General features: G+C 71.2%; 20 protein-coding genes and 1 tRNA gene. 15 read left to right on the top strand and 6 right to left on the bottom strand.

What is annotated here, in order from left to right; genetic code table 11:
* Positions 1–139 precede the first annotated feature (139 nt).
* From ACFYXF_RS41475 to ACFYXF_RS41495, 5 genes are all read left to right on the top strand, one after another.
* Positions 140–224 (top strand) — tRNA-Leu (locus ACFYXF_RS41475).
* 232 nt (positions 225–456) lie between these two features.
* Entirely contained in the window at positions 457–1,644 is a 1,188-nt protein-coding gene (locus ACFYXF_RS41480; RefSeq protein WP_389357569.1) for a ricin-type beta-trefoil lectin domain protein, read from the top strand.
* A 274-nt stretch (positions 1,645–1,918) separates the two neighbouring features.
* Positions 1,919–5,794 (top strand): Pls/PosA family non-ribosomal peptide synthetase, encoded by a 3,876-nt coding sequence (locus ACFYXF_RS41485; RefSeq protein WP_389357571.1) that lies wholly within the window; start codon positions 1,919–1,921, stop codon positions 5,792–5,794.
* A 92-nt stretch (positions 5,795–5,886) separates the two neighbouring features.
* Complete coding sequence (locus tag ACFYXF_RS41490) at positions 5,887–7,287, top strand: M1 family metallopeptidase (RefSeq protein ID WP_389357573.1); 1,401 nt, start codon at positions 5,887–5,889, stop codon at positions 7,285–7,287.
* A gap of 101 nt (positions 7,288–7,388) precedes the next feature.
* A complete protein-coding gene (locus ACFYXF_RS41495; RefSeq protein ID WP_389357575.1) occupies positions 7,389–7,817 on the top strand; it encodes a YchJ family protein in 429 nt (142 codons plus the stop codon).
* 6 nt (positions 7,818–7,823) lie between these two features.
* Here the strand turns inward: ACFYXF_RS41495 and ACFYXF_RS41500 are convergent, their stop codons facing one another.
* A complete protein-coding gene (locus ACFYXF_RS41500; protein WP_389357577.1) occupies positions 7,824–8,525 on the bottom strand; it encodes a FadR/GntR family transcriptional regulator in 702 nt (233 codons plus the stop codon).
* Between the two features lie 96 nt (positions 8,526–8,621).
* On the opposite strand from ACFYXF_RS41500, the gene ACFYXF_RS41505 reads away from it, so the two are divergent.
* From ACFYXF_RS41505 to ACFYXF_RS41525, 5 genes are all read left to right on the top strand, one after another.
* Positions 8,622–9,143 carry a gluconokinase gene (locus ACFYXF_RS41505; RefSeq protein WP_389357579.1) on the top strand — a complete coding sequence of 174 codons (522 nt, stop codon included), beginning with the start codon at positions 8,622–8,624 and terminating at the stop codon, positions 9,141–9,143.
* A gap of 78 nt (positions 9,144–9,221) precedes the next feature.
* Positions 9,222–10,619 (top strand): gluconate:H+ symporter, encoded by a 1,398-nt coding sequence (locus ACFYXF_RS41510; RefSeq protein WP_389357581.1) that lies wholly within the window; start codon positions 9,222–9,224, stop codon positions 10,617–10,619.
* A 28-nt stretch (positions 10,620–10,647) separates the two neighbouring features.
* Complete coding sequence (locus tag ACFYXF_RS41515) at positions 10,648–11,406, top strand: SDR family oxidoreductase (RefSeq protein WP_389357583.1); 759 nt, start codon at positions 10,648–10,650, stop codon at positions 11,404–11,406.
* 27 nt (positions 11,407–11,433) lie between these two features.
* On the top strand, positions 11,434–12,462 hold the full coding sequence (locus ACFYXF_RS41520; RefSeq protein ID WP_389357585.1) for an L-idonate 5-dehydrogenase: 1,029 nt from the start codon (positions 11,434–11,436) through the stop codon (positions 12,460–12,462).
* Positions 12,463–13,037: 575 nt separating this feature from the next.
* Positions 13,038–14,189 (top strand): hypothetical protein, encoded by a 1,152-nt coding sequence (locus ACFYXF_RS41525; protein ID WP_389357587.1) that lies wholly within the window; start codon positions 13,038–13,040, stop codon positions 14,187–14,189.
* 1 nt (position 14,190) lies between these two features.
* Here the strand turns inward: ACFYXF_RS41525 and ACFYXF_RS41530 are convergent, their stop codons facing one another.
* The 4 genes from ACFYXF_RS41530 to ACFYXF_RS41545 form a co-directional block, all read right to left on the bottom strand.
* A complete protein-coding gene (locus ACFYXF_RS41530; RefSeq protein ID WP_389357589.1) occupies positions 14,191–14,835 on the bottom strand; it encodes a cytochrome b/b6 domain-containing protein in 645 nt (214 codons plus the stop codon).
* Entirely contained in the window at positions 14,819–15,577 is a 759-nt protein-coding gene (locus ACFYXF_RS41535; RefSeq protein WP_389357591.1) for a molybdopterin-dependent oxidoreductase, read from the bottom strand. Before ACFYXF_RS41535 ends, ACFYXF_RS41530 begins: the two co-directional genes overlap by 17 nt.
* 113 nt (positions 15,578–15,690) lie before the next feature.
* Complete coding sequence (locus ACFYXF_RS41540; protein ID WP_389357593.1) at positions 15,691–17,250, bottom strand: APC family permease; 1,560 nt, start codon at positions 17,248–17,250, stop codon at positions 15,691–15,693.
* A 61-nt stretch (positions 17,251–17,311) separates the two neighbouring features.
* Positions 17,312–18,262, bottom strand: a complete 951-nt coding sequence (locus ACFYXF_RS41545; protein ID WP_389357595.1) for a hypothetical protein — start codon at positions 18,260–18,262, stop codon at positions 17,312–17,314.
* A 361-nt stretch (positions 18,263–18,623) separates the two neighbouring features.
* Here ACFYXF_RS41545 and ACFYXF_RS41550 point away from each other — a divergent pair, with 361 nt between their 5' ends.
* Genes ACFYXF_RS41550 through ACFYXF_RS41565 form a run of 4 tightly spaced genes read left to right on the top strand, consistent with a single transcriptional unit; the run spans position 18,624 to position 20,844 of the window.
* On the top strand, positions 18,624–19,562 hold the full coding sequence (locus tag ACFYXF_RS41550; RefSeq protein WP_389357597.1) for a DMT family transporter: 939 nt from the start codon (positions 18,624–18,626) through the stop codon (positions 19,560–19,562).
* Entirely contained in the window at positions 19,501–20,112 is a 612-nt protein-coding gene (locus ACFYXF_RS41555) for an NUDIX hydrolase (protein ID WP_389357599.1), read from the top strand. The genes ACFYXF_RS41550 and ACFYXF_RS41555 overlap by 62 nt, the downstream gene beginning before the upstream one ends.
* Before the next feature lie 10 nt (positions 20,113–20,122).
* Positions 20,123–20,515, top strand: a complete 393-nt coding sequence (locus ACFYXF_RS41560) for a YidH family protein (RefSeq protein ID WP_389357601.1) — start codon at positions 20,123–20,125, stop codon at positions 20,513–20,515.
* Positions 20,512–20,844, top strand: a complete 333-nt coding sequence (locus ACFYXF_RS41565) for a DUF202 domain-containing protein (RefSeq protein WP_389357603.1) — start codon at positions 20,512–20,514, stop codon at positions 20,842–20,844. The genes ACFYXF_RS41560 and ACFYXF_RS41565 overlap by 4 nt, the downstream gene beginning before the upstream one ends.
* A gap of 78 nt (positions 20,845–20,922) precedes the next feature.
* Here ACFYXF_RS41565 and ACFYXF_RS41570 read toward each other — a convergent pair whose 3' ends face one another.
* On the bottom strand, positions 20,923–21,864 hold the full coding sequence (locus ACFYXF_RS41570; protein ID WP_389357605.1) for an NADP-dependent oxidoreductase: 942 nt from the start codon (positions 21,862–21,864) through the stop codon (positions 20,923–20,925).
* An 87-nt stretch (positions 21,865–21,951) separates the two neighbouring features.
* Between ACFYXF_RS41570 and ACFYXF_RS41575 the strand changes: the two genes are divergently transcribed.
* A complete protein-coding gene (locus ACFYXF_RS41575; protein ID WP_389357607.1) occupies positions 21,952–22,254 on the top strand; it encodes a hypothetical protein in 303 nt (100 codons plus the stop codon).
* The last annotated feature ends 57 nt before the right edge of the window (positions 22,255–22,311 follow it).

Genomic DNA, 22,311 nt, shown 5'->3' on the forward strand with positions numbered 1-22,311 from the left:
TCCCACCCGGCGCGCCCCAAGACCGGCCGAGGTCCGTCACACACCGTTCACGCGGCGACAGGGGGTGATCGGCCACCCCCGAAAGCCTGGTAATGTTTCCCTCGTCGCCACGGGGGGAACCCCGCGCGACAGACACCTTGTCCGGGTGGCGGAATGGCAGACGCGCTAGCTTGAGGTGCTAGTGCCCTTTATCGGGCGTGGGGGTTCAAGTCCCCCCTCGGACACTCATACGGTAAGCCGCTGAAACCCCACTTCACGTGGGGTTTTCTGCTTTTCCCGGACTCGCCGACGGCGCGCGCCGGCGGCCGGGATATCGTGATCGCCGATCCGGCCCAGACCGAACACCGATACGGTTCCGTACCCGTTGATCCACTGCCCCAGTGCTCGGCGCTCCAGTACCCGGTGGGCCCCACACCCCACCTCCACCCCCCACCGCCGCTCCGCCAGGAGGACGTCATGACCGCCGCACAGAACGCCCCCCACGGGCAGTCCGCAGCCGGCGAGCCGGTCTCCGGTGCCGCCGCTCCGGCGCCGGACCCGACCGCAACCGCGCCCGCCCCCACGGCCGTTGCCCCGCTCGCGGCCGAACCGGCCGCGGGACCGGTGTCCGCGCCGGAGCCGGAATCCGAGGCACAGCCGGATCCGGAGTCGCAGCCGGAGTCGCGGCCCGAATCCGCCCCCGAGGCGCAGTCGGAGGGCGAGAGCCCGGACGGCATCGCTGCGGCAAGTGCCGTCGCCGTGCCGCAGATCGCCACCGCCGGTGACGGCTCCGACGGCGGCGCCGCCACCGCGCAGAACAGCCACCCCGGCCGCCCGCCCCGGGCCATGCTGGCCGCCGCGGCCATCGCGGGCGCGCTCCTGCTGTCGGTGCCGTTCCTGGTCAGCAACCGCAGCGACGACGACACCAGGGTCCGTACCGCATCCGGAGGCAGTACGACGGACACCCTGCTGGGCGACACACTGGACGGGGCGACTCCGAGCGCCTTCGGGACGGCCGAGCCGACGCCGGTCACGAAGAAGGCGACACCCTCGAAGAAGGCTGCGCCGAGCCCGACACCCACCGGCGGCAAGGGCACGGCAGGCGGCACGGCCGAGAAGAACAGCAGCACCAGCAAGAGGCAGAGCACTGGCTCCAACTCGTCGAAGAACTCCTCGGGTTCGAAGAGCAGCACGGGATCCGGCTCCAAGAGCAAGACCAGCGGCAGCAGTTCGAGCAACAGCGGCACTACCAGCACCAAGACGACGGCCCCGGCAGTCGTCCCCGGCGCCATCATCTTCAGCCACGCGTCCGGCAAGTGCATCGATGTCGTCGGCGACAAGGGCAAGGACGGTGCCCCGCTGGAGATCTGGTCGTGCAACGGCAAGGCCCAGCAGAAGTGGATATTCCACTCCGACGGCACCGTGCGCGCCTTCGGCCTGTGCATGGACGTCGCCTGGGGCTCCACGGCAGACGGCGCGGTCATCCAACTGGCGAGGTGCAGCGGCAATCCGGCCCAGCAGTTCATCCTCGCCGCGCCCAACGACCTGGTGAATCCACAGGCCAACAAGTGCGTCGACGTCAAGGACCAGAAGACCGGCAACGGCACCAGGCTCCAACTGTGGACGTGCAACGGCCAGGACAACCAGAAATGGACCGCCCGCTGACCGATTTGCCGTGTTTCACTGGGTGTGTGGGCGATATCTCGTCCGTCCGGGTGACCGTTGAAGATCACCAGGTCAGGGCATCGGCCACGGCTCCGGCGCACCCGGCGCGCCCCCCTTGCGGCGCTCCCACGTGGCATGCGGACTGGCGCGAGCCTAGGCTCGTACTAAAATTTCCGGCTTGTTACGGAACGGAGCTGGAGCAGGACAACCCCAGGCAGACCTGCGGGCCCCCGCCAGCGACCCGGATGTCTCCGGGAACGAGACGCGAGGACTGATGGCAGCCATCCACGAGAGCAGTGCTCTCGGTCTGCTCGACGAAGAGATCCGCGAACGGTTCGGCGACACCGCACGTTTCTCCGCGGGACCCGCTGCCTCGCCGCGCACGCTCGTCGACGTTTTCGACGCCACCGTACGTTCGTACCCGAACGAGCCGGCGCTGGACGACGGCACCACCTCGCTCACCTACCGGGCGCTCGCCGCCGAGGTGGAGAGCGTACGACGTCGGCTGAGCGCCGCGGGTGTCGGGCTCGGGGACCGCGTCGGGGTCCGGGTGCCGTCCGGGACCAATGAGCTGTACGTCGCCATCCTGGCCGTCCTGGCCGCCGGTGCCGCCTACGTTCCCGTGGACGCCGAGGACCCGGACGAGCGCGCCGAGCTGGTGTTCGGCGAAGCCGAGGTCCGGGCCGTCGTCGGGGCGGGGTACGAGATCACCGTCCCCGGTGCCCGCAGCGAGCTGCCCGCGCGCCGTCCCGGGGTCGAGCACGACGCCTGGATCATCTTCACCTCCGGCTCCACCGGCAAGCCCAAGGGCGTCGCCGTCAGCCATCGCAGCGCCGCCGCCTTCGTGGACGCCGAGGCCGCCCTGTTCCTCACCGACGATCCCGTGGGGCCCGGCGACCGGGTCATGGCGGGGCTCTCCGTGGCCTTCGACGCCTCCTGCGAGGAGATGTGGCTGGCCTGGCGCTACGGGGCCTGCCTGGTGCCCGTACCGCGCTCCCAGGTCCGCAGCGGGGCCGACCTGGGCCCCTGGCTGGTCGAGCAGGAGATCTCCGTCGTCTCCACGGTGCCCACGCTGGCCGCGCTGTGGGAGCCCGAGACCCTCAACGACGTACGCCTGCTGATCTTCGGCGGGGAGGCCTGCCCGCCCGAGCTGGTGCAGCGGCTGGTCACGGAGGGGCGCGAGGTGTGGAACACCTACGGGCCCACCGAGGCCACCGTCGTCGCCTGTGCCTCCCTGATGACCGGCGAGGAGCCCATTCGGATCGGGCTGCCGCTCAACGGGTGGGAGCTGGCCGTCGTCGACGAGGCCGGGGAGCCCGTCGCCATGGGCGCCAGTGGGCAGCTCGTGATCGGTGGGGTCGGGCTCGCCCGGTACCTCGATGCCGAGAAGGACGCCGAGAAGTACGCGCCGCTCGAATCCCTCGGCTGGGAGCGGGCCTATCGCAGCGGTGACCTCGTCAAGGCCGAGCCCGAGGGGCTGATCTTCCTCGGCCGTGCCGACGAGCAGATCAAGCTCGGCGGACGCCGGATCGAGCTGGGCGAGGTCGACTCGGCGCTCCAGGCGCTGCCCGGTGTCGCCGGTGCCGCAGCCGCCGTACGGACCGCCCGCAGCGGCAACCAGCTGCTGGTCGGCTATGTCGTCACACAGGACGGCTGGGACCAGGCCGCCGCCGTCGAGCGGCTGCGGGCCGAGCTGCCCGCCGCCCTGGTGCCGCTGCTCGCGCCGGTCGACGACCTGCCGACGCGTACGTCCGGCAAGGTCGACCGCAACGCCCTGCCGTGGCCGCTGGAGGGGTTCGAGACCGGGCCCGCCGCCGAGCTGTACGGCACCGAGGCGTGGCTCGCCGAGCAGTGGGGCGAGGTTCTCGGCATCCCGGTCGGCGGCGCGGACGACGACTTCTTCGCGATCGGCGGCAGCAGTCTCGCCGCCGCCCTGCTGACCACGAAACTGCGCACGCGCTACCCGAGCGCGGCCGTCCTCGACATCTACCAGCAGCCCGTGCTGCGCGCGCTCGCCCGGCACCTGGAGGAGTCCGCGCAGGACGACACCAGCGGGCGGATCATCGCACCGGTGCCGCTGCGCGCCAAGGCCCTCCAGCTTCTCCTGCTGGTTCCGCTCTTCTCGCTGCTCGGACTCCGGTGGGCGGTCGCGCTGGCCGCCGCCGCGAACGTACTGCACTGGTTCGGTGCCTATCCGTGGGCGCCGAGCACGTCGTGGTGGGCGGTGGCCGCCGGGGCCGCCGTGTTCTTCTCCCCGCCCGGGCGGCTCGCGCTCGCGGCCGGTGGGGCGCGACTGCTGCTGCGGGGCGTCAAGCCGGGACGCTATCCGCGCGGTGGCAGCGTGCACCTTCGGCTCTGGACGGCCGAGCGGCTCGCCGAGTTCAGCGGGGCGACCTCGCTGACCGGGGCCTGGCTGGAGCGGTACGCCCGTGCGCTGGGCGGCAAGGTCGGGGCGGACGTCGATCTGCACTCGCTGCCGCCGGTCACCGGCATGCTCAAGCTGGGGCGTGGGGCGGCCGTCGAGTCCGAGGTGGACCTCTCCGGTCACTGGCTGGACGGGGACCGCCTGGAGATCGGGCAGGTCAAGGTGGGTGCCGGCGCTGTCGTCGGGACCCGCAGTCTGCTCTTCCCTGGGGCGCGGGTCGGCAAGCGGGCCGAGGTGGCGCCGGGTTCGGCGGTCGCCGGGACCGTGCCGACCGGGCAGCGCTGGGCCGGGGCACCGGCCGTCAAGCTGGGCAAGGCCAAGCGGAACTGGCCGAAGGAGCGTCCGCAGCGCGGGCGCGCCTGGCGGGCCATGTACGGCATCACCGGGTTCACGCTGAGTGCCCTGCCCGTGCTGGCGGGCGCGGTCGCGCTGCTGGTCACGAGCCTGTTCGTCGACCCGAGCGCCGGGCTCGGTGCCGCCCTGCGGGGCGTCGCGCTCGCGCTGGTACCGGCCACACTGGCCTTCGGTCTGGCGTACGCGCTGGTGCTGCTGATCGCCGTACGACTGCTGAGTCTGGGCCTGCGCGAGGGTACGCATCCCACGCACAGCCGGATCGGCTGGCAGGCCTGGACGGTCACGCAGCTGATGGACCGCTCCCGCGAGACGCTCTTCCCGCTGTACGCCGGGCTGATCACTCCGGTGTGGCTGCGGCTGCTCGGGATGCGGATCGGGCGCGGCGCCGAGGTGTCGACCGTGCTGGCGCTGCCGAGCCTGACGACGGTCGGCGAGGGCGCCTTCCTGGCCGACGACACGCTGACCGCGCCGTACGAGCTGGGTGGCGGCTGGCTGCGGATCGGGCGGGCCGAGATCGGGCGGCGGGCCTTCCTGGGCAACTCCGGGATGACCGCGCCGGGTCGGTCGGTACCGGACGGCGGGCTGGTCGGGGTCCTGTCGGCCACGCCGAAGAAGGCGAAGAAGGGCAGCTCGTACCTGGGTCTGCCCCCGATGAAGCTGCCCCGGGCGGCGAGCGGCGGCGATCAGAGCCGTACGTACGACCCGCCCGCGCATCTGCTGTGGGCGCGGGCCCTGGTCGAGCTGTTCCGGATCGTGCCGGTGTTCTGCTCGGCCGGGCTGGCCGTGCTGACGGTCGCCGCGTTCAGTGTGCTGGGCGCGTGGTTCTGGCTGCTGGGCGGCCTGGTGCTGCTCGGGGTCGGCGCGCTCGCCTGTGTCATGTCCATCGTCGCCAAGTGGACGCTCGTGGGGCGCCACCGTGCCGGTGAGCACCCGCTGTGGAGCGGTTTCGTGTGGCGGAACGAGCTGGCGGACACCTTCGTCGAGGTCGTCGCCGTGCCGTGGCTCGCGGGTTCCGTGCCGGGTACGCCGGTGATGTCGGCGTGGCTGCGCGGGCTCGGCGCGCACATCGGCAAGGGGGTCTGGGTGGAGAGCTACTGGCTGCCCGAGACCGACCTGGTGACCATCGAGGACGCGGCCACCGTGAACCGGGGATGCGTGCTCCAGACGCACCTCTTCCACGACCGGATCTTGCGGACGGATACTGTGGTCCTCCGTGAGGGCGCAACGCTGGGTCCTGGCGGGATCGTCCTGCCCGGTTCCACGGTCGGCGCCCGGTCCACTCTGGGTCCCGCGTCGCTGGTCATGGCGGCGGAGTCCGTTCCCGACGACACCCGCTGGCTGGGCAACCCGATCGAGTCATGGCGTTCCTGAAGGCGGTGGGCGCGGCTCGTCCGGGTACCGGGGCAGAGGACGGTGTATCTCCGGCACCACGTACGAGCACAGCGCAGGGAGCAGACTCAGCAGTGAGCGTTCAGCAGACAGTGGGTTCGGACCCGTACTTCCCGGCAAACGGTGACGCCCGTTACCGGGTGCACCGGTACGAGCTCGCGCTGGACTACCGCCCCGGCCCGAACCGGCTGGCGGGCACGGCCCGTATCAACGCCATAGCGGGCCGGTCCCCGCTCGCCGAATTCCAGCTGAACCTGGGCGACTTCAAGATCGGCCGGGTACGGGTGGACGGCAAGGCCGCGCACTACACGCACCGCGGCGGCCGGCTGCGCATCCGTCCCGCGAAGCCTCTGCGCGTCGGTGCTGCGTTCACCGTCGAGGTGCACTGGGCGGGCAATCCCAAGCCGGTGAGCAGCCCGTGGGGCGGGCTCGGCTGGGAGGAGCTGGAGGACGGGGCGCTGGTGGCGAGCCAGCCGATCGGGGCGCCGTCCTGGTACCCGTGCAACGACCGGCCCGCCGACAAGGCGTCCTACCAGATCTCGATCACTACGCCGTCGGCGTACTCGGTCGTCGCCGGTGGGCGGTTGTTGACTCGAACGACCAAGGCTTCCACGACCACGTGGGTGTACGAGCAGTCCGCGCCGACGTCGAGTTACTTGGTGGGTCTGTCGATCGGGAAGTACCAGACCGTGCTGCTCGGTGACCCGGGGCTCGGTGGCGTGCCCCAACACGGGCATATTCCGGCCGAGTTGCTGCCCGAGTTCTCCCGGGACTTCGCTCGCCAGCCCGCCATGATGGAGCTGTTCCAGGAGCTGTTCGGGCCGTATCCGTTCGGTGAGTACGCGGTCGTGGTGACCGAGGAGGAACTCGATGTGCCCGTCGAGGCACAGGGGTTGTCGCTGTTCGGCGCCAACCATGTGGACGGGGCGCGGAGTTCGGAACGGCTCGTCGCGCACGAGCTGGCCCACCAGTGGTTCGGGAACAGTGTGTCCATCGCGGACTGGCGGCACATCTGGCTGAACGAGGGGTTCGCGAAGTACGCGGAGTGGCTGTGGTCGGAGCGGTCGGGTGGGCGTAGTGCGCAGCAACATGCCGCGGTCGCGCATCGGTTGCTGGCCGGGCGGCCGCAGGATCTTCGACTCGCGGATCCTGGGCGGAAGTTGATGTTCGACGACCGGTTGTACCAGCGGGGTGGGCTTACCGTGCACGCGGTGCGGTGTGCTCTGGGGGACGAGGCGTTCTTCCGGATGCTGCGGGGGTGGGCTGGGTTGCATCGGGGTGGGTCGGTGAGTACGGGGACCTTCACTGCTTATGTGGCTCGGTTCGCCTCGGAGCCGTTGGACGAGTTGTTCACCGCGTGGCTGTTCCAGGGGGCGTTGCCGGCGTTGCCGACTCCGCCGGCGCCGGCATCTTCGCCGGTGGTGGAAGGGCCGCGGGTGCCTGCGCGGCCCTCTTATCCGCCGTCTACCGCTTAGTGGTTGCCTGCGGGTGCGTGGGGGCTGGTCGCGCAGTTCCCCGCACCCCTGTGGGGCGCTTCTCCCCGCCGGACAGATCGTGATGCAGGAGAATGGGGGCCATGTCCCGACGCACCTCGCATCCCCGGCGGCAACGCCCTTCCGCCCCTGCCCAGAGCTCCACATGCCCGTGCGGTCCTGCGGAGACGTACGAGCAGTGCTGTGGCCGATTCCACCGGGGTGAGGCGGCGGCACCCACCGCCGAGGCGCTCATGCGTTCGCGTTACAGCGCTTTCGTGAAGCGGGACGAGCCGTACCTGCTGCGCACCTGGCACCCGCGTACCCGCCCCGCCCGCGTCGAGTTCGACGCGGGGATGCGGTGGACGGGCCTGGAGATCCTCGGAACGGGCGACGGTACGGCGTTCCACACCACCGGGACCGTGACGTTCCGGGCCTCCTACCAGGGCGGTTCGCTGCACGAGCGAAGCAGGTTCGAGCGAGTGGACGGAGCCTGGGTGTACGTCGACGGAGACATCGACCAGGACGTCTAGCCGGTACTAGGGCGCGAGAATGTCCAGTTCCTGGAGGGCCCCGACCGCGATCTCCCGGGTGAGCCGCTCCGCGCGTTCACCGTCGCCTTCGCGAACCGCCTCAGCAACCTGGACGTGCAGGGTGACGGCGGCCGGGTCGGGGTCCTCGAACATGACCTCGTGATGCGTACGGCCGGCCAGGACCTCCGCGACGACATCCCCGAGCCGGGCGAACATCTCGTTGCCGGAGGCCTCCAGGATCACCCGGTGGAAGGCCACGTCATGGACGAGGTAGCCCTCCAGCTGGTGGCCGCGCGAGTTGGCCACCATGCCCAGCGCGCACTCGGTGAGCTGCGCGCACTGCTCGGCGGTGGCGAACTTGGCGGCGAGGCCCGCCGCGACCGGCTCGATCGCGGAGCGCAGCACGGTCAGGGAGCGCAGTTGCCCGGGGCGGTCGGCGCCCGCGAGACGCCAGCGGATGACCTGAGGGTCGTACACATTCCACTCGGCCTTGGGGCGGACCGTGACGCCGACCCGGCGGCGGGACTCGACCAGGTGCATCGATTCGAGGACCCGGACCGCCTCCCGCATCACCGAACGTGACACGTCGAAGCGCTGGGCCAGCTCGTCCGTGCGCAGAACGCTGCCCGGCGGGTACTCGCCCGCGGTGATCGCGGGTCCGAGGGTTTCCAGTACATGGCCGTGCAGCCCTCGACCCGGTGTGCTCATGCACTCAGAGTACGGGGCGCGTCACACTCTTAAAAAGTCAGACTTATTCATTGCAGGGTCTTGAATTTGTCGTACCTAATGCGTTTCATTGCGTCCATGCAGCAGACGCTTACCCCCCACGTCGTCGTGGTCATGGGCGTCGCGGGCACCGGGAAGACCACGATCGGTCCCCTGCTCGCGGCGCGGCTGGGCGTTCCGTACGCCGAGGGCGACGACTTCCACCCCGCGGCCAACATCCACAAGATGACCGCCGGGACCCCGCTCACCGACGAGGACCGCTGGCCGTGGCTGGACGCCATCGGCAAGTGGGCGCACGGGCGGGCCGGGCTCGGCGGGGTGGTGAGCAGCTCGGCGCTGAAGCGGTCGTACCGCGACCGGCTGCGGGCCGCCGCGCCCGGCGTGGTCTTCGTGCACCTCACCGGCGACCGGGCGCTGATCGAGGACCGGATGGCGCACCGCCAGGGTCACTTCATGCCGACGGCGCTGCTCGACTCCCAGTTCGCCACCCTCCAGCCGCTCGAAGCGGACGAGGTGGGTGTCGCCGTGAACGTCTCCGGCACCCCCGAGGAGATCACCGCCCGGGCGGTGGCCGCGCTCTCCTCGCTCCAGAGCGCCTGACTTCCTGAACTCCTGACTTCCCGAACTCCCGAAACACTCCAAAACGCCCCGAAACACTTCAATTACAAGGGAACCCCCGTGACCAGACTCAGCGTCGAGATGCTGGCAGCGGACACCGTCGAGCCGATCACCTCGGCCGGCCATGCCCAGCTGGGTGTCGCCGTGCTGGCGGGCATCGCGCTCATCGTCCTGCTGATCACCAAGTTCAAGCTGCACGCCTTCCTGGCCCTGACCATCGGCTCGCTCGCGCTGGGCGCCTTCGCGGGCGCGCCGCTCGACAAGGCCATAGCCAGCTTCACCACCGGGCTCGGCGCGACGGTGGCCGGTGTGGGCGTCCTGATCGCCCTGGGCGCGATCCTCGGCAAGCTGCTCGCCGACTCCGGCGGCGCCGACCAGATCGTCGACACGATCCTGGCGAAGGCGTCGGGCCGGACGATGCCGTGGGCGATGGTGCTGATCGCCTCGGTGATCGGCCTGCCCCTGTTCTTCGAGGTCGGCGTCGTCCTGCTGATCCCGGTCGTCCTGATGGTCGCCAAGCGCGGCAACTACTCCCTGATGCGCATCGGCATCCCGGCCCTCGCGGGCCTGTCCGTGATGCACGGCCTGGTCCCGCCGCACCCCGGCCCGCTGGTCGCGATCGACGCGGTCGGCGCCAACCTCGGCGTGACGCTGGCGCTCGGCGTCCTGATCGCCATACCCACGGTGATCATCGCGGGCCCGCTGTTCTCGCGGTACGCGGCCCGCTGGGTGGACGTCCCGGCCCCCGACCGCATGATCCCGCAGCGCCCCTCCGAGGACCTGGCGAAGCGCCCCGGCTTCGGCGCGACCCTGGCCACCATCCTCCTCCCCGTCGTCCTGATGCTGTCCAAGGCGCTGGTCGACATCATCGTCGACGACCCGACGCACATGGTGCAGCGCGTCTTCGACGTGGCCGGCTCCCCGCTGATCGCCCTGCTCGCCGCCGTCCTCGTGGGCATCTTCACGCTGGGCCGCCCGGCGGAGTTCAGCAAGGAGCGGATCTCCCGGATCGTCGAGACGGGTCTCGCGCCCATCGCGGGCATCCTGCTGATCGTCGGCGCGGGCGGCGGCTTCAAGCAGACGCTGATCGACTCCGGCGTGGGCAAGATGATCCTGGAGATCTCCGAGGACTGGTCGATCCCGGCCCTGCTGCTGGCCTGGCTGATCGCGGTGGCGATCCGGCTGGCGACGGGTTCGGCGACGGTCGCCACAGTCTCGGCGGCGGGCCTCGTGGCCCCGCTGGCCGCCAACATGTCGACGACCCACGCGGCCCTGCTCGTCCTGGCCATCGGCGCCGGCTCGCTCTTCTTCAGCCATGTCAACGACGCCGGATTCTGGCTGGTCAAGGAGTACTTCGGCCTGACCGTCCCGCAGACCCTCAAGACCTGGTCGGTCATGGAGACGATCATCTCCGTGGTCGCGGGCGCGCTGGTCCTGCTGCTGTCACTGGTGATCTAGGGCTACGAGACAACTCAGGGGTACGAGAATGAGTCATCCTCTTTTCGACATCAGCGGCCGTACGGCCCTGGTCACCGGGTCCAGCCGGGGCATCGGGTTCACCCTGGCCCGGGGGCTGGCCGAGGCAGGCTGCACGGTCGTCCTGAACGGGCGGGACGTCGACCGCCTCACCAAGGCCGCGGCCGAGCTGCCCGGTGACATCCACACCGCCTCCTTCGACGTCACCGACGGCCCCTCGGTCGCCGCCGGTATCGCGGATATCGAGGAGCGGGTCGGCCCGCTCGACATCCTGGTGAACAACGCGGGCATGCAACTGCGGGCCCCGCTGCTGGAGTTCACGGACAGCGACTGGCATCGCATCCTGAACACCAACCTCACCAGCGCGTTCCTGGTGGGCCGTGAGGCCGCCCGCCGGATGACGGAACGCGGCCACGGCAAGATCATCAACATCTGTTCGGTACAGAGCGAGGTGGCCCGTCCGGGCATCGCGCCCTACACCGCCACCAAGGGCGCGCTGAAGATGCTCACCAAGGGCATGTGCGCGGACTGGGGCCCGCACGGCGTCCAGGTCAACGGCCTCGGCCCCGGCTACATCGAGACGGAACTGACCCAACCCCTGGTCGACGACCCGGAGTTCAGCGCGTGGGTGCGCCGGCGGACCCCGGCGGGCCGCTGGGGCCGTACGGAGGATCTGATCGGCGGGGTGCTGTTCCTGGCCTCGCCTGCGGCGGACTTCGTCGGCGGACAGGTGCTGTACGTCGACGGTGGCATGACCAGCGTTCTCTGACCCTCTGGCATGGAAGGGATGCTCCCGATGCTCGGTTGTGTGATCCACGGTGAGGGCGACCTGCGGGTCGACGAACTGCCGGTGCCGTCCCCCGGCCCCGGCGAGGCGCTGGTGGCCGTCCGGTACGGCGGGGTCTGCGGGTCCGACCTGCACTACTGGCGGCACGGCGGGGTCGGTGACTTCCGCCTCAAGGAGCCGATGGTGCTGGGCCACGAGGTCGTGGGGACGGTCGTCTCGTACGGTGACGGTACGTCAGGGCCGGTGGTCGGTACGGAGGTTGCCGTGCACCCGGCCACCCCGTGCGGGGCGTGTCCGGAGTGCGTGTCCGGGCGGCGGAACATCTGCCGGGACACGCGCTATCTCGGCAGCGCGGCCCGTACGCCGCATGTCCAGGGCGGGTTCGCGGCGCAAGTGGTCGTGCCGGTTGATCAGTTGAGGTCGGTGCCGGCGGGTCTGCCGTTGCGCCGGGCGGCGCTCGCCGAGCCGTTCTCGGTCGCCCTGCACGCGGTCCGGCGGGCCGGGGACGTGTCGGGGCGGCATGTCCTTGTCACTGGCGCCGGGCCCATCGGGTGTCTGGTCGTCGCGGCGGCGAAGGCGGCGGGGGCGGCGCGTGTGACGGTCACGGATCTGCTTCCGCAGGCGCTGCGGTACGCGACTGTCGCGGGGGCCGACGCGGTCGTACGGGCGGATGATGCCGGGGATCCCGGGTGGCCGGGGGAGGTTGATGTGGCCGTCGAGGCGTCGGGGGTGGCTGCGGGGTTGGAGACCTGTCTGGGGCTGGTGCGGCGGGGTGGGGTCGTTGTGCAGCTGGGGCTGCTGCCGCCCGGGCCCAGCCCGTTCGCGGGGAACCTGGTGGTCACGCGCGAGATTGAGCTGCGCGGGGCGTTTCGGTTCGACGCGGAGTTCGATGAGGCGTTGGCTCTGTTGGCGGTGGAGTCGGGGCTGGACGGGCTGGTAAGTGCGGTGGTTCCCGTGGGGGAGGCGGAGTCGGCGTTCACGCTGGCGGCGGATCGGGGGAGGTCGTGCAAGGTGTTGCTCGATTTCGGGGGTGAGTAGGTGGTTCGTCGTCTGCGGGCGCGTTGGGGCTAGTCGCGCAGTTCCCCGCGCCCCTAGGTGGGGGGTGAGCAGGTCGCTCGTCGACTGCCGGCACGCTGTGGCTGGTCGCGCAGTTCCCCGCGCCCCTAGGTGGGACCTCGCGCCCCTCGTTCTGAGGCGGACCCGTGGCTCTTGGCAGGGGGTCCGGGGCCCTACCTAGGGGCGCGGGGAACTGCGCGACCAGCCACGACGGCGCCGCAGACAAACGGAAGGGGGCCCGGAGTCCCACCCAGGGGCGCGGGGAACTGCGCGACCAGCCACCACGGCGCCGCAGACAACGCACCACCCCCTCCCTGGCCCCTGGAAGGGGGCGCGGGGAACTGCGCGACCAGTCGCCACGGCGGTGCAGACAACGCACCCCCTTGTCCTGAGGCGGGGTGCCTCCGGTGTCTCTTCTCTCCCCTCCGTATCTGGGTCATCGCCGCAGGTGAACGATCCGATGACGTGCCTTCCCCCAAGCCCCGTGCGGACCGATGATGTGAGGAACCCCGGCCGTTGTCGCAGCGGTCGGGGCGACCACGTCGGGGGGCGGCGGTATGGCGGTTTCGCTTGGGGTGCGGGTCTCGGGGCTGTTTGTGATCGGGGCGGTGGCCGTCGCCGCGGCCGCCTTCGGCACGCACGGGGACGACACGGCGCGCGGCAACGGCAGCGGAGCCAGAAGCGTCTCGCCCGCGTCGCCGTCCAGCAGCCCCGGTGACGGCGGGGAGATCGGCACAGCCACCTCCGCCGCTCCCCCACGCATCCCCGCCTCCGGAAACGTCGCCTCACCCAAGGGCGCCGGCGAGAGCGAGGTCCCCGGCGGTACCGGGACCCCTGTCCCCTCCCGCACGCCCGTCTCCTCGCCCACCCCCAGCCGTACGACTCCGGGCGGCCCCACCATGCTCACCGCGCCCAACTGGCTGCCGCCCGGCCCGGTCTCGCCCGATTCCGACGGCGCCCCCGACCCCGCCGCCGTCTACGACGACCTCCGCTCCCCCGACCGCTGCGCGGACGCCCGGAACCTGATCCCGGCGGCCCCGGGAAACTCCGCGTCGGCCGACGAGTGGGGGGTACTGCGCGGGCTCGCCGCCGCCTGTCTCGCCGTGCAGGGAAAAGGCGGCGACTGGGGCGTGGCCGTCGCGGGCTGGTCCGGAGCCGCCGACGACGCGCTCAGCTGCAAGGGGCGCGCCGCCCGGCAGATCCTGGGCGGGCTCCTGGACTTCCACCGGCGGCATCCGACCGCCACCGTCCGGCTGGAGGCGTCCTCGGGAGGCAAGCCCGCCTGTGCGTACGGGATCGGCGCCGTGGATGTCGGCGGCGACGGCGAGGCCGCACCCGGCGACACGATCTCGGTCGAGCTGCGCGACGCCTACTTCGACCCCGCCGAACTGCTGGGGGGCGGGGAGGTGTTCGTCGGCGGGCAGGAGGTTGTCCAACCGCCGGTGCTCGTCTCGGCGTCGGGTGATCGGCTCGTTCTCTCCGTTGTCGTGCCGGGCATGGCAACGGGGGCGGGAGCGGGCTCAAGTCCCTCTCTCAGCGCCCACCCTGTCGACCTCCTCGTCCGCTACGGCACCGCCGAAGCCGTCAAGAAGGACGCTTTTCTCCTCGTACCCCCGGAGCAGCAGGAACCGGTCGGGCCCTCGCCCGGCGACGGGACCGGCAGCCCGACACCGCAGCGGCAGCCGGGCCCGGGGCGGCCTCATCGCTGACTCAGGGGCGCCACAGCGGGTGCTCGCGGTCCGCCCACTCCTTGCTCACCGAGCCGGTCCGCAGGCCTCTGCGGGCCTCGGGGTCGCCCAGGGCCATGCCGATGTGGCCGGCCAGGACGATACCGATGGTGAGCGCCAGCCAGTCGTGGACGAAGGTCGCGCTGGTGCGCCACATCAGCGGGGTGAGGTGGGTGAACCACATGAGCAGGCCCGTGCCGAGCATGACCAGGGTCGCGCCCGCGATCCAGGCCGCGTAGACCTTCTGGCCCGCGTTGAACTTGGCCGCCGGGCGCACGGCACGGCGCTTGTCGCGTCGTAGGGCCGCGCGCAGCCAGATCCTGTCGTGGGGGCCGAAGCGGTTCAGGAAGCCCAGGTCGGCGCGGAAACCTCGGGAGAACAGTCCGAACAGGACGGGTACCGGCAGCGCCAGGCCCGCCCACTCGTGGGCGCGGACCACCAGTTCGCGGCGCCCCACCAGTTCGGCGAACTGGGGGATGTAGAGGCACGCCGCCGTCACCACGCACACGCCCATCAGCGCGGCCGTCGCGCGGTGCACCCACTTCTGGGAGCGGCCGAAGCGGCGTACGTCCGAGGAGGACGTGGAGGTGGCGGCGGAGAGTGCCGGGGTGTCAGCTCGTTGGCTCATCGTCGCGTCCGTTCGATTTGCCGACCCAGGCGTCGATGTCGTAGCCGCGGTTCTCCCAGTAGCCGGGCTGCACGTCCTCGGTGACCGTGATGCCGGAGAGCCACTTGGCGGACTTGTAGAAGTACATGGGGGCCACGTAGAGGCGGACCGGGCCGCCGTGGCTGTGGCCCAGGTTCTTGTCCTGCATGCGCAGCGCGACCAGAACGTCGGCGCGGCGGGCCTGGTCGAGGGTGAGGCTCTCGGTGTAGGCGCCGTCGAAGCAGGTGAAGCGCACGGCGCCGGCGGAGGAGCGTACGCCCGCCGCGTCCAGGAGCTTGGACAGCCGTACGCCCTCGAAGGGTGTGCCGGGCACCCGCCAGCCGGTGACGCACTGCACGTCCTTGACCATTCTGGTCTGGGGCATCGCGCGCAGGTCGGCGAGGGTGTAGGTGGCCGGTCTGTCGACGAGGCCGTCGATCTTCAGCCGGTAGTTCTCCGCGTTCTTGCGGGGTGTGGAGGACGTCACCGAGTAGTAGCGGAAACCGCCGCCGTTCGGGAGGAGGCCGGTCAGGCCTGTCGGGTCGTTCTCCGCCGCGCCGGCGAGGAAGGACTCCATGCCGCGCTGGAGGGTCGGGGCGGCGACCACGCCGAGGGCGCCCAGCCCGAGGGTGCCGAGCAGGACCCGGCGGCCGATGGGCGTACCCCGCTCCTGCCCCTCGGACGCGGCGGGCTCGGCGGGTTGTTCCGGTCGTTCGGAGTTCACCTGTCCATTCGAACACCCGCGACCCCTGTCGAGCCAGGAATCGCGGGTGCTCGTCGGACTTCCGTACCGCTTCTCACCCTCTTCTCAGGCGGCGGCCCCGGAAAAAGTGCTCGTCAGGAGGCCGATTCCGCCGACTCCGCCGCCTTGTCCAGCTGGAACGCCTCGTTGCCGAGCCCGATCCGTGCGTGCGCCTCGGGATTGCGGGCCTTCAGGACCAGGCCCTGGACCAGGCCGAGGACGACGGCGGCGCCGATGATGCCGGGCAGCACCCAGTTGAGGGAGGAGTCCGGGCCGGTGCCGACCAGGACGTCGAAGTCCTTGATCGTGTAGAAGGCGATGACGAGCAGGGCGATGCCGGCCAGCGCCGAGGTCACCAGCCGCCAGGCCTGGGAGCCCGCGGCGCCGCGCCGGACGAAGAAGACGATGACGGAGAGGGAGGCCGTCGCCATCAGCAGGATCACGCCGAGGGCGCCGATGTTGCCGAGCCAGGTGAACAGCTTCAGCACGGGAGTGGTCGGGTCGCCGACCGGCCCGTCGTCGGCGACGGCGAAGGCGCCGACGACGACCACGGACACGACGGTCTGCAGGAGCGAGCCGGTGCCGGGGGCACCGCTCGCGCCGGTGGTGCGGCCGAAGGCGGCGGGCAGCAGACCCTCGCGGCCCATGGCGAAGGCGTACCGGGCGACGACGTTGTGGAAGCTGAGGAGCGCCGCGAACATACCGGTCACGAACAGGACGTGCAGAACGTCCGTGAAGGTGCCGCCGAGCCGGGACTCGGTCAGGGAGAACAGCAGTCCTGCGCTCTCCTTCTGCGCGGTGCCGATGATCGCGGAGGGGCCGGTGGCGACGGTGAACGCCCAGGAGCTGATCGCGAAGAACACGGCGACGAAGCTGACAGCGAGGAACATCACGCGCGGGACCAGGACGTGCGGACGGCTGGTCTCCTCGGCGTACACGGGGGCCTGCTCGAAGCCGGTGAAGGCGGCGATGCAGAAGCAGAGGGCGGTGCCGACGCCCGCGCCGGTCAGGGTGTCCGGGTTGAAGGCGTGCAGCGACAGGCCCTCCTTCGCCGGGTCGGCGACGGCGGCGATGTCGAAGATGACGACGAGGACGACCTCGACGACGAGCAGGACGCCGAGCACCTTCGCGTTGACGTCGATCTTCAGCCAGCCGAGCGCGCCGACGGCCAGCGCGGCCAGCAACGCCGGTATCCACCAGGCTATTTCGGTGTCCAGGTAGGTGGCGAACAGCCCGGACACCTCGAACCCGAAGATGCCGTAGATGCCGATCTGGAGGGCGCTGTAGGCGACCAGCGCGAGCAGCGCGGCGCCCGCTCCGGTGGTGCCGCCGAGGCCGCGCGAGATGTACGCGTAGAAGGCGCCGGCGTTGTGGACGTGGCGGCTCATCTCGGCGTACCCGACGCTGAAGAGGACGAGGACGACGCCGAGAATGACGAAGAGGAGGGGCTGGCCGACGATGCCCATCACCGCGAATGTGGTGGGCATGACACCCGCGATCACCATGAGGGGGGCGGTCGCGGCGAGCACCGAGAGCAGCAGCCCTCCGGTGCCGAGGCGGTCGGCGCGCAGTGCGCGGTCCTGCCCCTTGAACGTACTGATGCCGCTGCTGCTGTCGGCGGTGGGTCTGCTCGTGCTCGAACTGCCCGTCGTCATCGCGGGGTTGTCCTTTCGGGCGTACGGAAATTTCTGTGGTGCTGCGTTGCGTGGTGCTGCGTTACGCCGTGCCGAGCGCACTGTCGCGGGCGGCACGGAAGGCGGTGTACGGGTCGCGGTCCGGGTAGGACCAGGGGATCGGGGTCTGGTGCGCGCCGATCCGGTGGAACAGGGCGGCGGCCTCGGCGGCCCGGCCCTCGCAGAACTTGGCGTGGGCAAGGAAGTTGAGGTCGATCAGACGGCGTGGATGGTCGTCGCGCTCCCACTCCAGCCACCAGTCGAAGGCGGCCTTCATGACCTGGCGGGCCCGGCGGCCGACCCAGTGCCCGGAGGACGCCGGGTCGGCGGACTCCAGCCCGGCGGCGGCGAGAACGCGGTAGCGCTCGGCGTGCGCGATGACCGGGAGTATCGCCAACGGCGAGTCGGCGGGCGCCTGTTCGACGGCCCAGCTGGCGAAGTCGTACACCTCGTGCAGGGGGTCCTGCCCGGCGGCCGTACGGCGTTCGGCGAGGCGCGCGACCATCAGATGGTGGGCGTGGTGGTGGTCGGGGTAGCGGTGCCGGACCTCGTCGAAGAGCTGGACGACGGTCTCCTCGGCGCCCACGTTCCGCTCCAGCTGCAGCAGCCCGAGCCAGGGCGTGGGGTCGGCGGGGGCGAGCGCGGCCGCGGTGTGGCAGGCGTCGCGGGCCTTGACGGGCTTGTCCTTGCCCGCGAGGGCGCGCTGGACGGTGGCCGCGGCGAGCAGGACGGCGGCGTCGGCGGAGTCCGGTTCGGCCAGGAGCCAGTCGCGGGCCCAGGCGGCGGTGCCGGACTCCAGGGCGAGGACGGTGACCCGGTGCCCCCGGCGGTCCCAGTCGTCGCCGGTGGTGGTGAGCAGCGTACGGACGGCCTGCCAGCGCCCCTGGGCCAACGCCGAGCGCGCGACGACGAGCTCGGCGTCGTCCAGCGCGGCGTCGAAGGCCTGGGCAGCACGCCTACGGCCCCGGCCCAGGGGTGGTGGAGGTGGAGACACCGCGGGGAACTTCCTCACACGACGCGGTCCGCTGACGGCGATCGATCGACTGCCATCGGTTGATCACGGACAGCAAACCCTCCACGAACGCTTCACGTCAAGGCCGGATATGTGCGCGACACGTGTCAATTACCCATGTGTATAGGACAGTTGACCTGACGGTCGACAGAACCGGGCACACTCCACCGCGTCACAGCACCGCAAAGATGACGTTAAGTCGCGACAAGACCACCGTCCGGCACCCGACGTGACCCTCGCTACCGCACGATTCCGTCACATCCCCGGGGCAGGACCGCGCGCGGGCGGCTACAGTCGGCCTTTACCACACCCCGCCGTCCGCCCCGTCATCGAGGTACCCCGCGTGTCCGTCCTGGTTCTGATTCTCGCCGTGAGCGCCGCGTGCTGCCTGGGCCTCGGATTCGTGCTCCAGCAGAACGTGGCCCGGCAGGCGCCGCTGAGCGACTTCCTCTCCCCTCGGCTGCTCCTGGACCTGATGCGGGTGCCGCGCTGGCTCGGCGGCATCGGTCTGATGGTGGCGGGCATGGTGTTGGGCGCGATCGCGCTGAGCCAGGGCGAGGTGTCCCTGGTGGAGCCGCTGCTCGCGACGAACCTGCTCTTCGCGCTCGCCCTCTCCCGCAAGCAGACGAAGCAGCCACTGGGCCGTCAGGGCTGGGCGGGCCTGCTGCTCCTCGCGGGCGGTGTGACGGCGTTCATCGTGGCGGGCGAGCCGCGCGGCGGCACCGCGATCACGGACCCGTTCCGGCACTGGCTGATCATCGGCGCGATGCTGGGCGCCGCCCTGCTCCTCACGACGTACGCGAAACGCTCCCGCCTCAGCGCGGGCCCGGTCCTGCTGGCCCTGGCCGCGGGCCTGCTGTACGGCGTCCAGGACGCCCTGACGCGGGTCAGTGGCCAGCGCTTCTCGGAGGGCGGCCTGACCCACCTCCTGGCCGGCTGGCAGCCGTACGGCGTGCTGCTCCTCGGCCTCACCGGCCTGATCCTGGTCCAGAGCGCCTTCGAGACCGCCCCCCTGCGCATGTCGCTGCCCGCCCTCACGGCGGCCCAGCCGCTGGCCGGCATCATCTGCGGCGTCGGCTTCCTCGGCGACCAGCTGCGCACCGACCCCGGGGCACTGGCGTGGGAGGCGGCGGGCCTCGCGGCGGTGGTCGTGGGCATCGTGCTGCTCGGCCTGCACCCGGCGATGCCGAGCGGCTGCGCGCAGGAGGCGATGGGCTTGGATGGCAGACATGAGCACTCCCCCCGAGAAGAGCAGTCACTCAGCCGAGAGCACTCCCGCTGACGGGACCACCCCGGCTGACGGGAACACTCCCGCCGACGAGATCCTCGACATCGTCGACGAGAACGACGAGGTCGTCGGCCAGTACCCCCGAGGCGAGGCGTACGCGCGCGGCCTGCGTCACCGCTGCGTGTTCATCCAGGCCAGGGACGCCACGGGCCGGATCTTCGTCCACCGCCGCACCCCCACCAAGCTGGTCTTTCCCTCCCTGTACGACATGTTCGTCGGCGGGGTCGTGGGCGCGGGCGAGTCGTACGACGGCGCGGCCCTGAGGGAGGCCGAGGAGGAGCTCGGCGTCACGGGCCTGCCCCGCCCCGAGCCCCTCTTCAAGTTCCTGTACGACAACGGCGCCGGCCAGAGCTGGTGGTCGGCGGTCTACGAGGTGCGCTGCGACCTGCCCGTCCACCCGCAGGTGGAGGAGGTCGCCTGGCACGCCTTCCTGCCGGAGGACGAGGTGGAACGGCGGCTGGGCGAGGGCCGGTGGGAGTGGGTGCCGGACGGTCTGGCGGCGTACGAACGCCTCAAGGCGTTCCGGTCACCGGACAGCCCGTAGAGTCGTGCACGTGATCGATTTCGCACGGAACGTCCGCCTGTGGTTCGCCCCCCAGGAGATCGCCGAGGAGGGCCGCACCCCCGACTACCGCTTCTCCCTGGCCAACGAGCGCACCTTCCTCGCCTGGCTGCGCACCGCGCTCGCCCTGATCGGCGGCGGCTTCGCCGTGGACCAGTTCCTGCCCGACCTGCGCTGGGCCTGGCGCGTGGGGCTGGCGCTCGCCCTGCTGGCGGCGGGTGTGGTGTGCTCGCTGCGGGCCGTCAACCACTGGGTGCGCTGCGAGCGGGCCATGCGGCGCGGGGACGACCTCCCGGTGTCCCGCTTCCCGGCACTCCTGAGCCTCGCGGTCGCCGTGGTCGCGCTCGCCATGGTCGTCGTGGTGCTGGTCAGGGGCGACGGGTGAGCGAGGCAGCGGCAAGCGGGGTACGGGATCCCGGGCTGCAACCGGAGCGGACCCGGCTGGCCTGGCGGCGTACGACCCTGTCGAGCACCGTCGCGGCCGTACTGGCCGGAAAGACGGCACTGCACGGCGGCCCGTCGGCGGCCGGGATCGCCGTGTGCACGGTGTGCGGGGTGCTGTGGCTGGGCTTCCTGGCGGTGGCCCACCGCCGCATCCAGTCGCTCTCGACGACGGACCCCGCCGGTCCACCCCTGCTCGCCGCCCGCCACGCGACAGCCGCGACGCTGTGCGCGATCGCCTTGGCGGTATGCGGAGCAGCCCTGCTCCTATAACTGAGGGTCACTACCGCGCGCCCCCTAGGGGCGCGGGGAACTGCGCGACCAGCCCTCACCGGGCCCGCACCCAAAGAACTACCCCCAGTCCACAGTCACCACAATCTTGCCCCGAGTCCTCCCCTCCGCGTTCAACCGATGCGCCTCCGCAGCCCGCTCCAACGGAAACGTCTCGGACACATGCAGCGAAAACACATGGTTTTCAGCCAGTTCGGACAGATGCCGAAGGTCCACCGCATCCGGGCGTACGAAGTAATACGTACCGCCGAGCCCGACGACCTCCGGGTCCGCGATCGACACCAGCCGCCCCCCGGGCACCAGCAGCTCCACCGAGTCCCGCAACGTGTCCCCGCCGACGGTGTCGAACACCGCGTCGACACCCCCAGGAGCCAGTTTCCGCACCCGGTCGGCCATACCGGCCCCGTAGGTCACCGGATCGCCGCCCAGCTCCCGTACGAAGTCGTGGTTGTGCACGCTCGCCGTGCCGATGACATGCGCCGCGCCCAGATGGCGCCGGGCCAGCTGGACGGCGACGGAGCCGACCCCGCCCGCCGCCGCGTGCACGAGGACGGTCTCGCCGGTGCGGACGTGGAGCGCCTTGGAGAGCACCTGATAGGCGGTGAGCCCGACCAGCGGCAGCCCGGCCGCCTCCTCGAAGGAGAGGTTGCGGGGCTTGCGGGCGAGGGTGCGCACCGGCGCGGCGACGTACTCGGCGAAGGTGCCGCGCGAGAGGAAGTCCTCGCGCACGTAGCCGATGACCTCGTCACCGACGGCGAACTCGGAGACGGAGACACCCGGACGGACCACTACGCCGGAGACGTCCCAGCCCGGAACCACGGGGAAGACCGCGTCCAGGAGGCCGTCGAGGTAGCCCTCGCGGCACTTCCAGTCCACGGGGTTGACCGACGCCGCCCGCACCTTGATCAGCACGGAGTCCGGCCCGACCTTGGGGTCCGGGGCGTCCTCCGTGTACTCCAGGACGTCGGGACCGCCGTACCGGCTGTAGGTAATGGCTCTCATATGTCTGACCCTCCGGTTTCCTAATCTTCGACACTCCGGCGTGCGCGGACGCGCCGCAAGTCGAATGGCCGGATATATATGGATTCCATGAGCACTCCCACGCTGCACCAGGAACACCAGGCCCACGAGCACCTCCACGGCCCCGACTGCGGCCACACCGAGGTGCCGCACGGCGACCACGTCGACTACGCGCACGACGGTCATCTGCACCGCGCGCACAGCGGCCACTGGGACGAGTGCGAGCCCGGCGGACACGTGGCGCACGACGCCCACCACCATGTGCACGGAGACGGCTGCGGGCACCCGACCGTCCAGCACGGCGACCACATCGACTACCTGCACGACGGCCACCGGCACGCGGCGCACCAGGACCACTGGGACGATCACTGACGGTTTCCGGCCACGCGCGCCCGACCCCCGCCCTACCCGGCCGGCGTCTCCTTCCCC

The organism is Streptomyces sp. NPDC002680, assembly GCF_042889145.1.
Lineage (GTDB): Bacteria > Actinomycetota > Actinomycetes > Streptomycetales > Streptomycetaceae > Streptomyces > Streptomyces adonidis.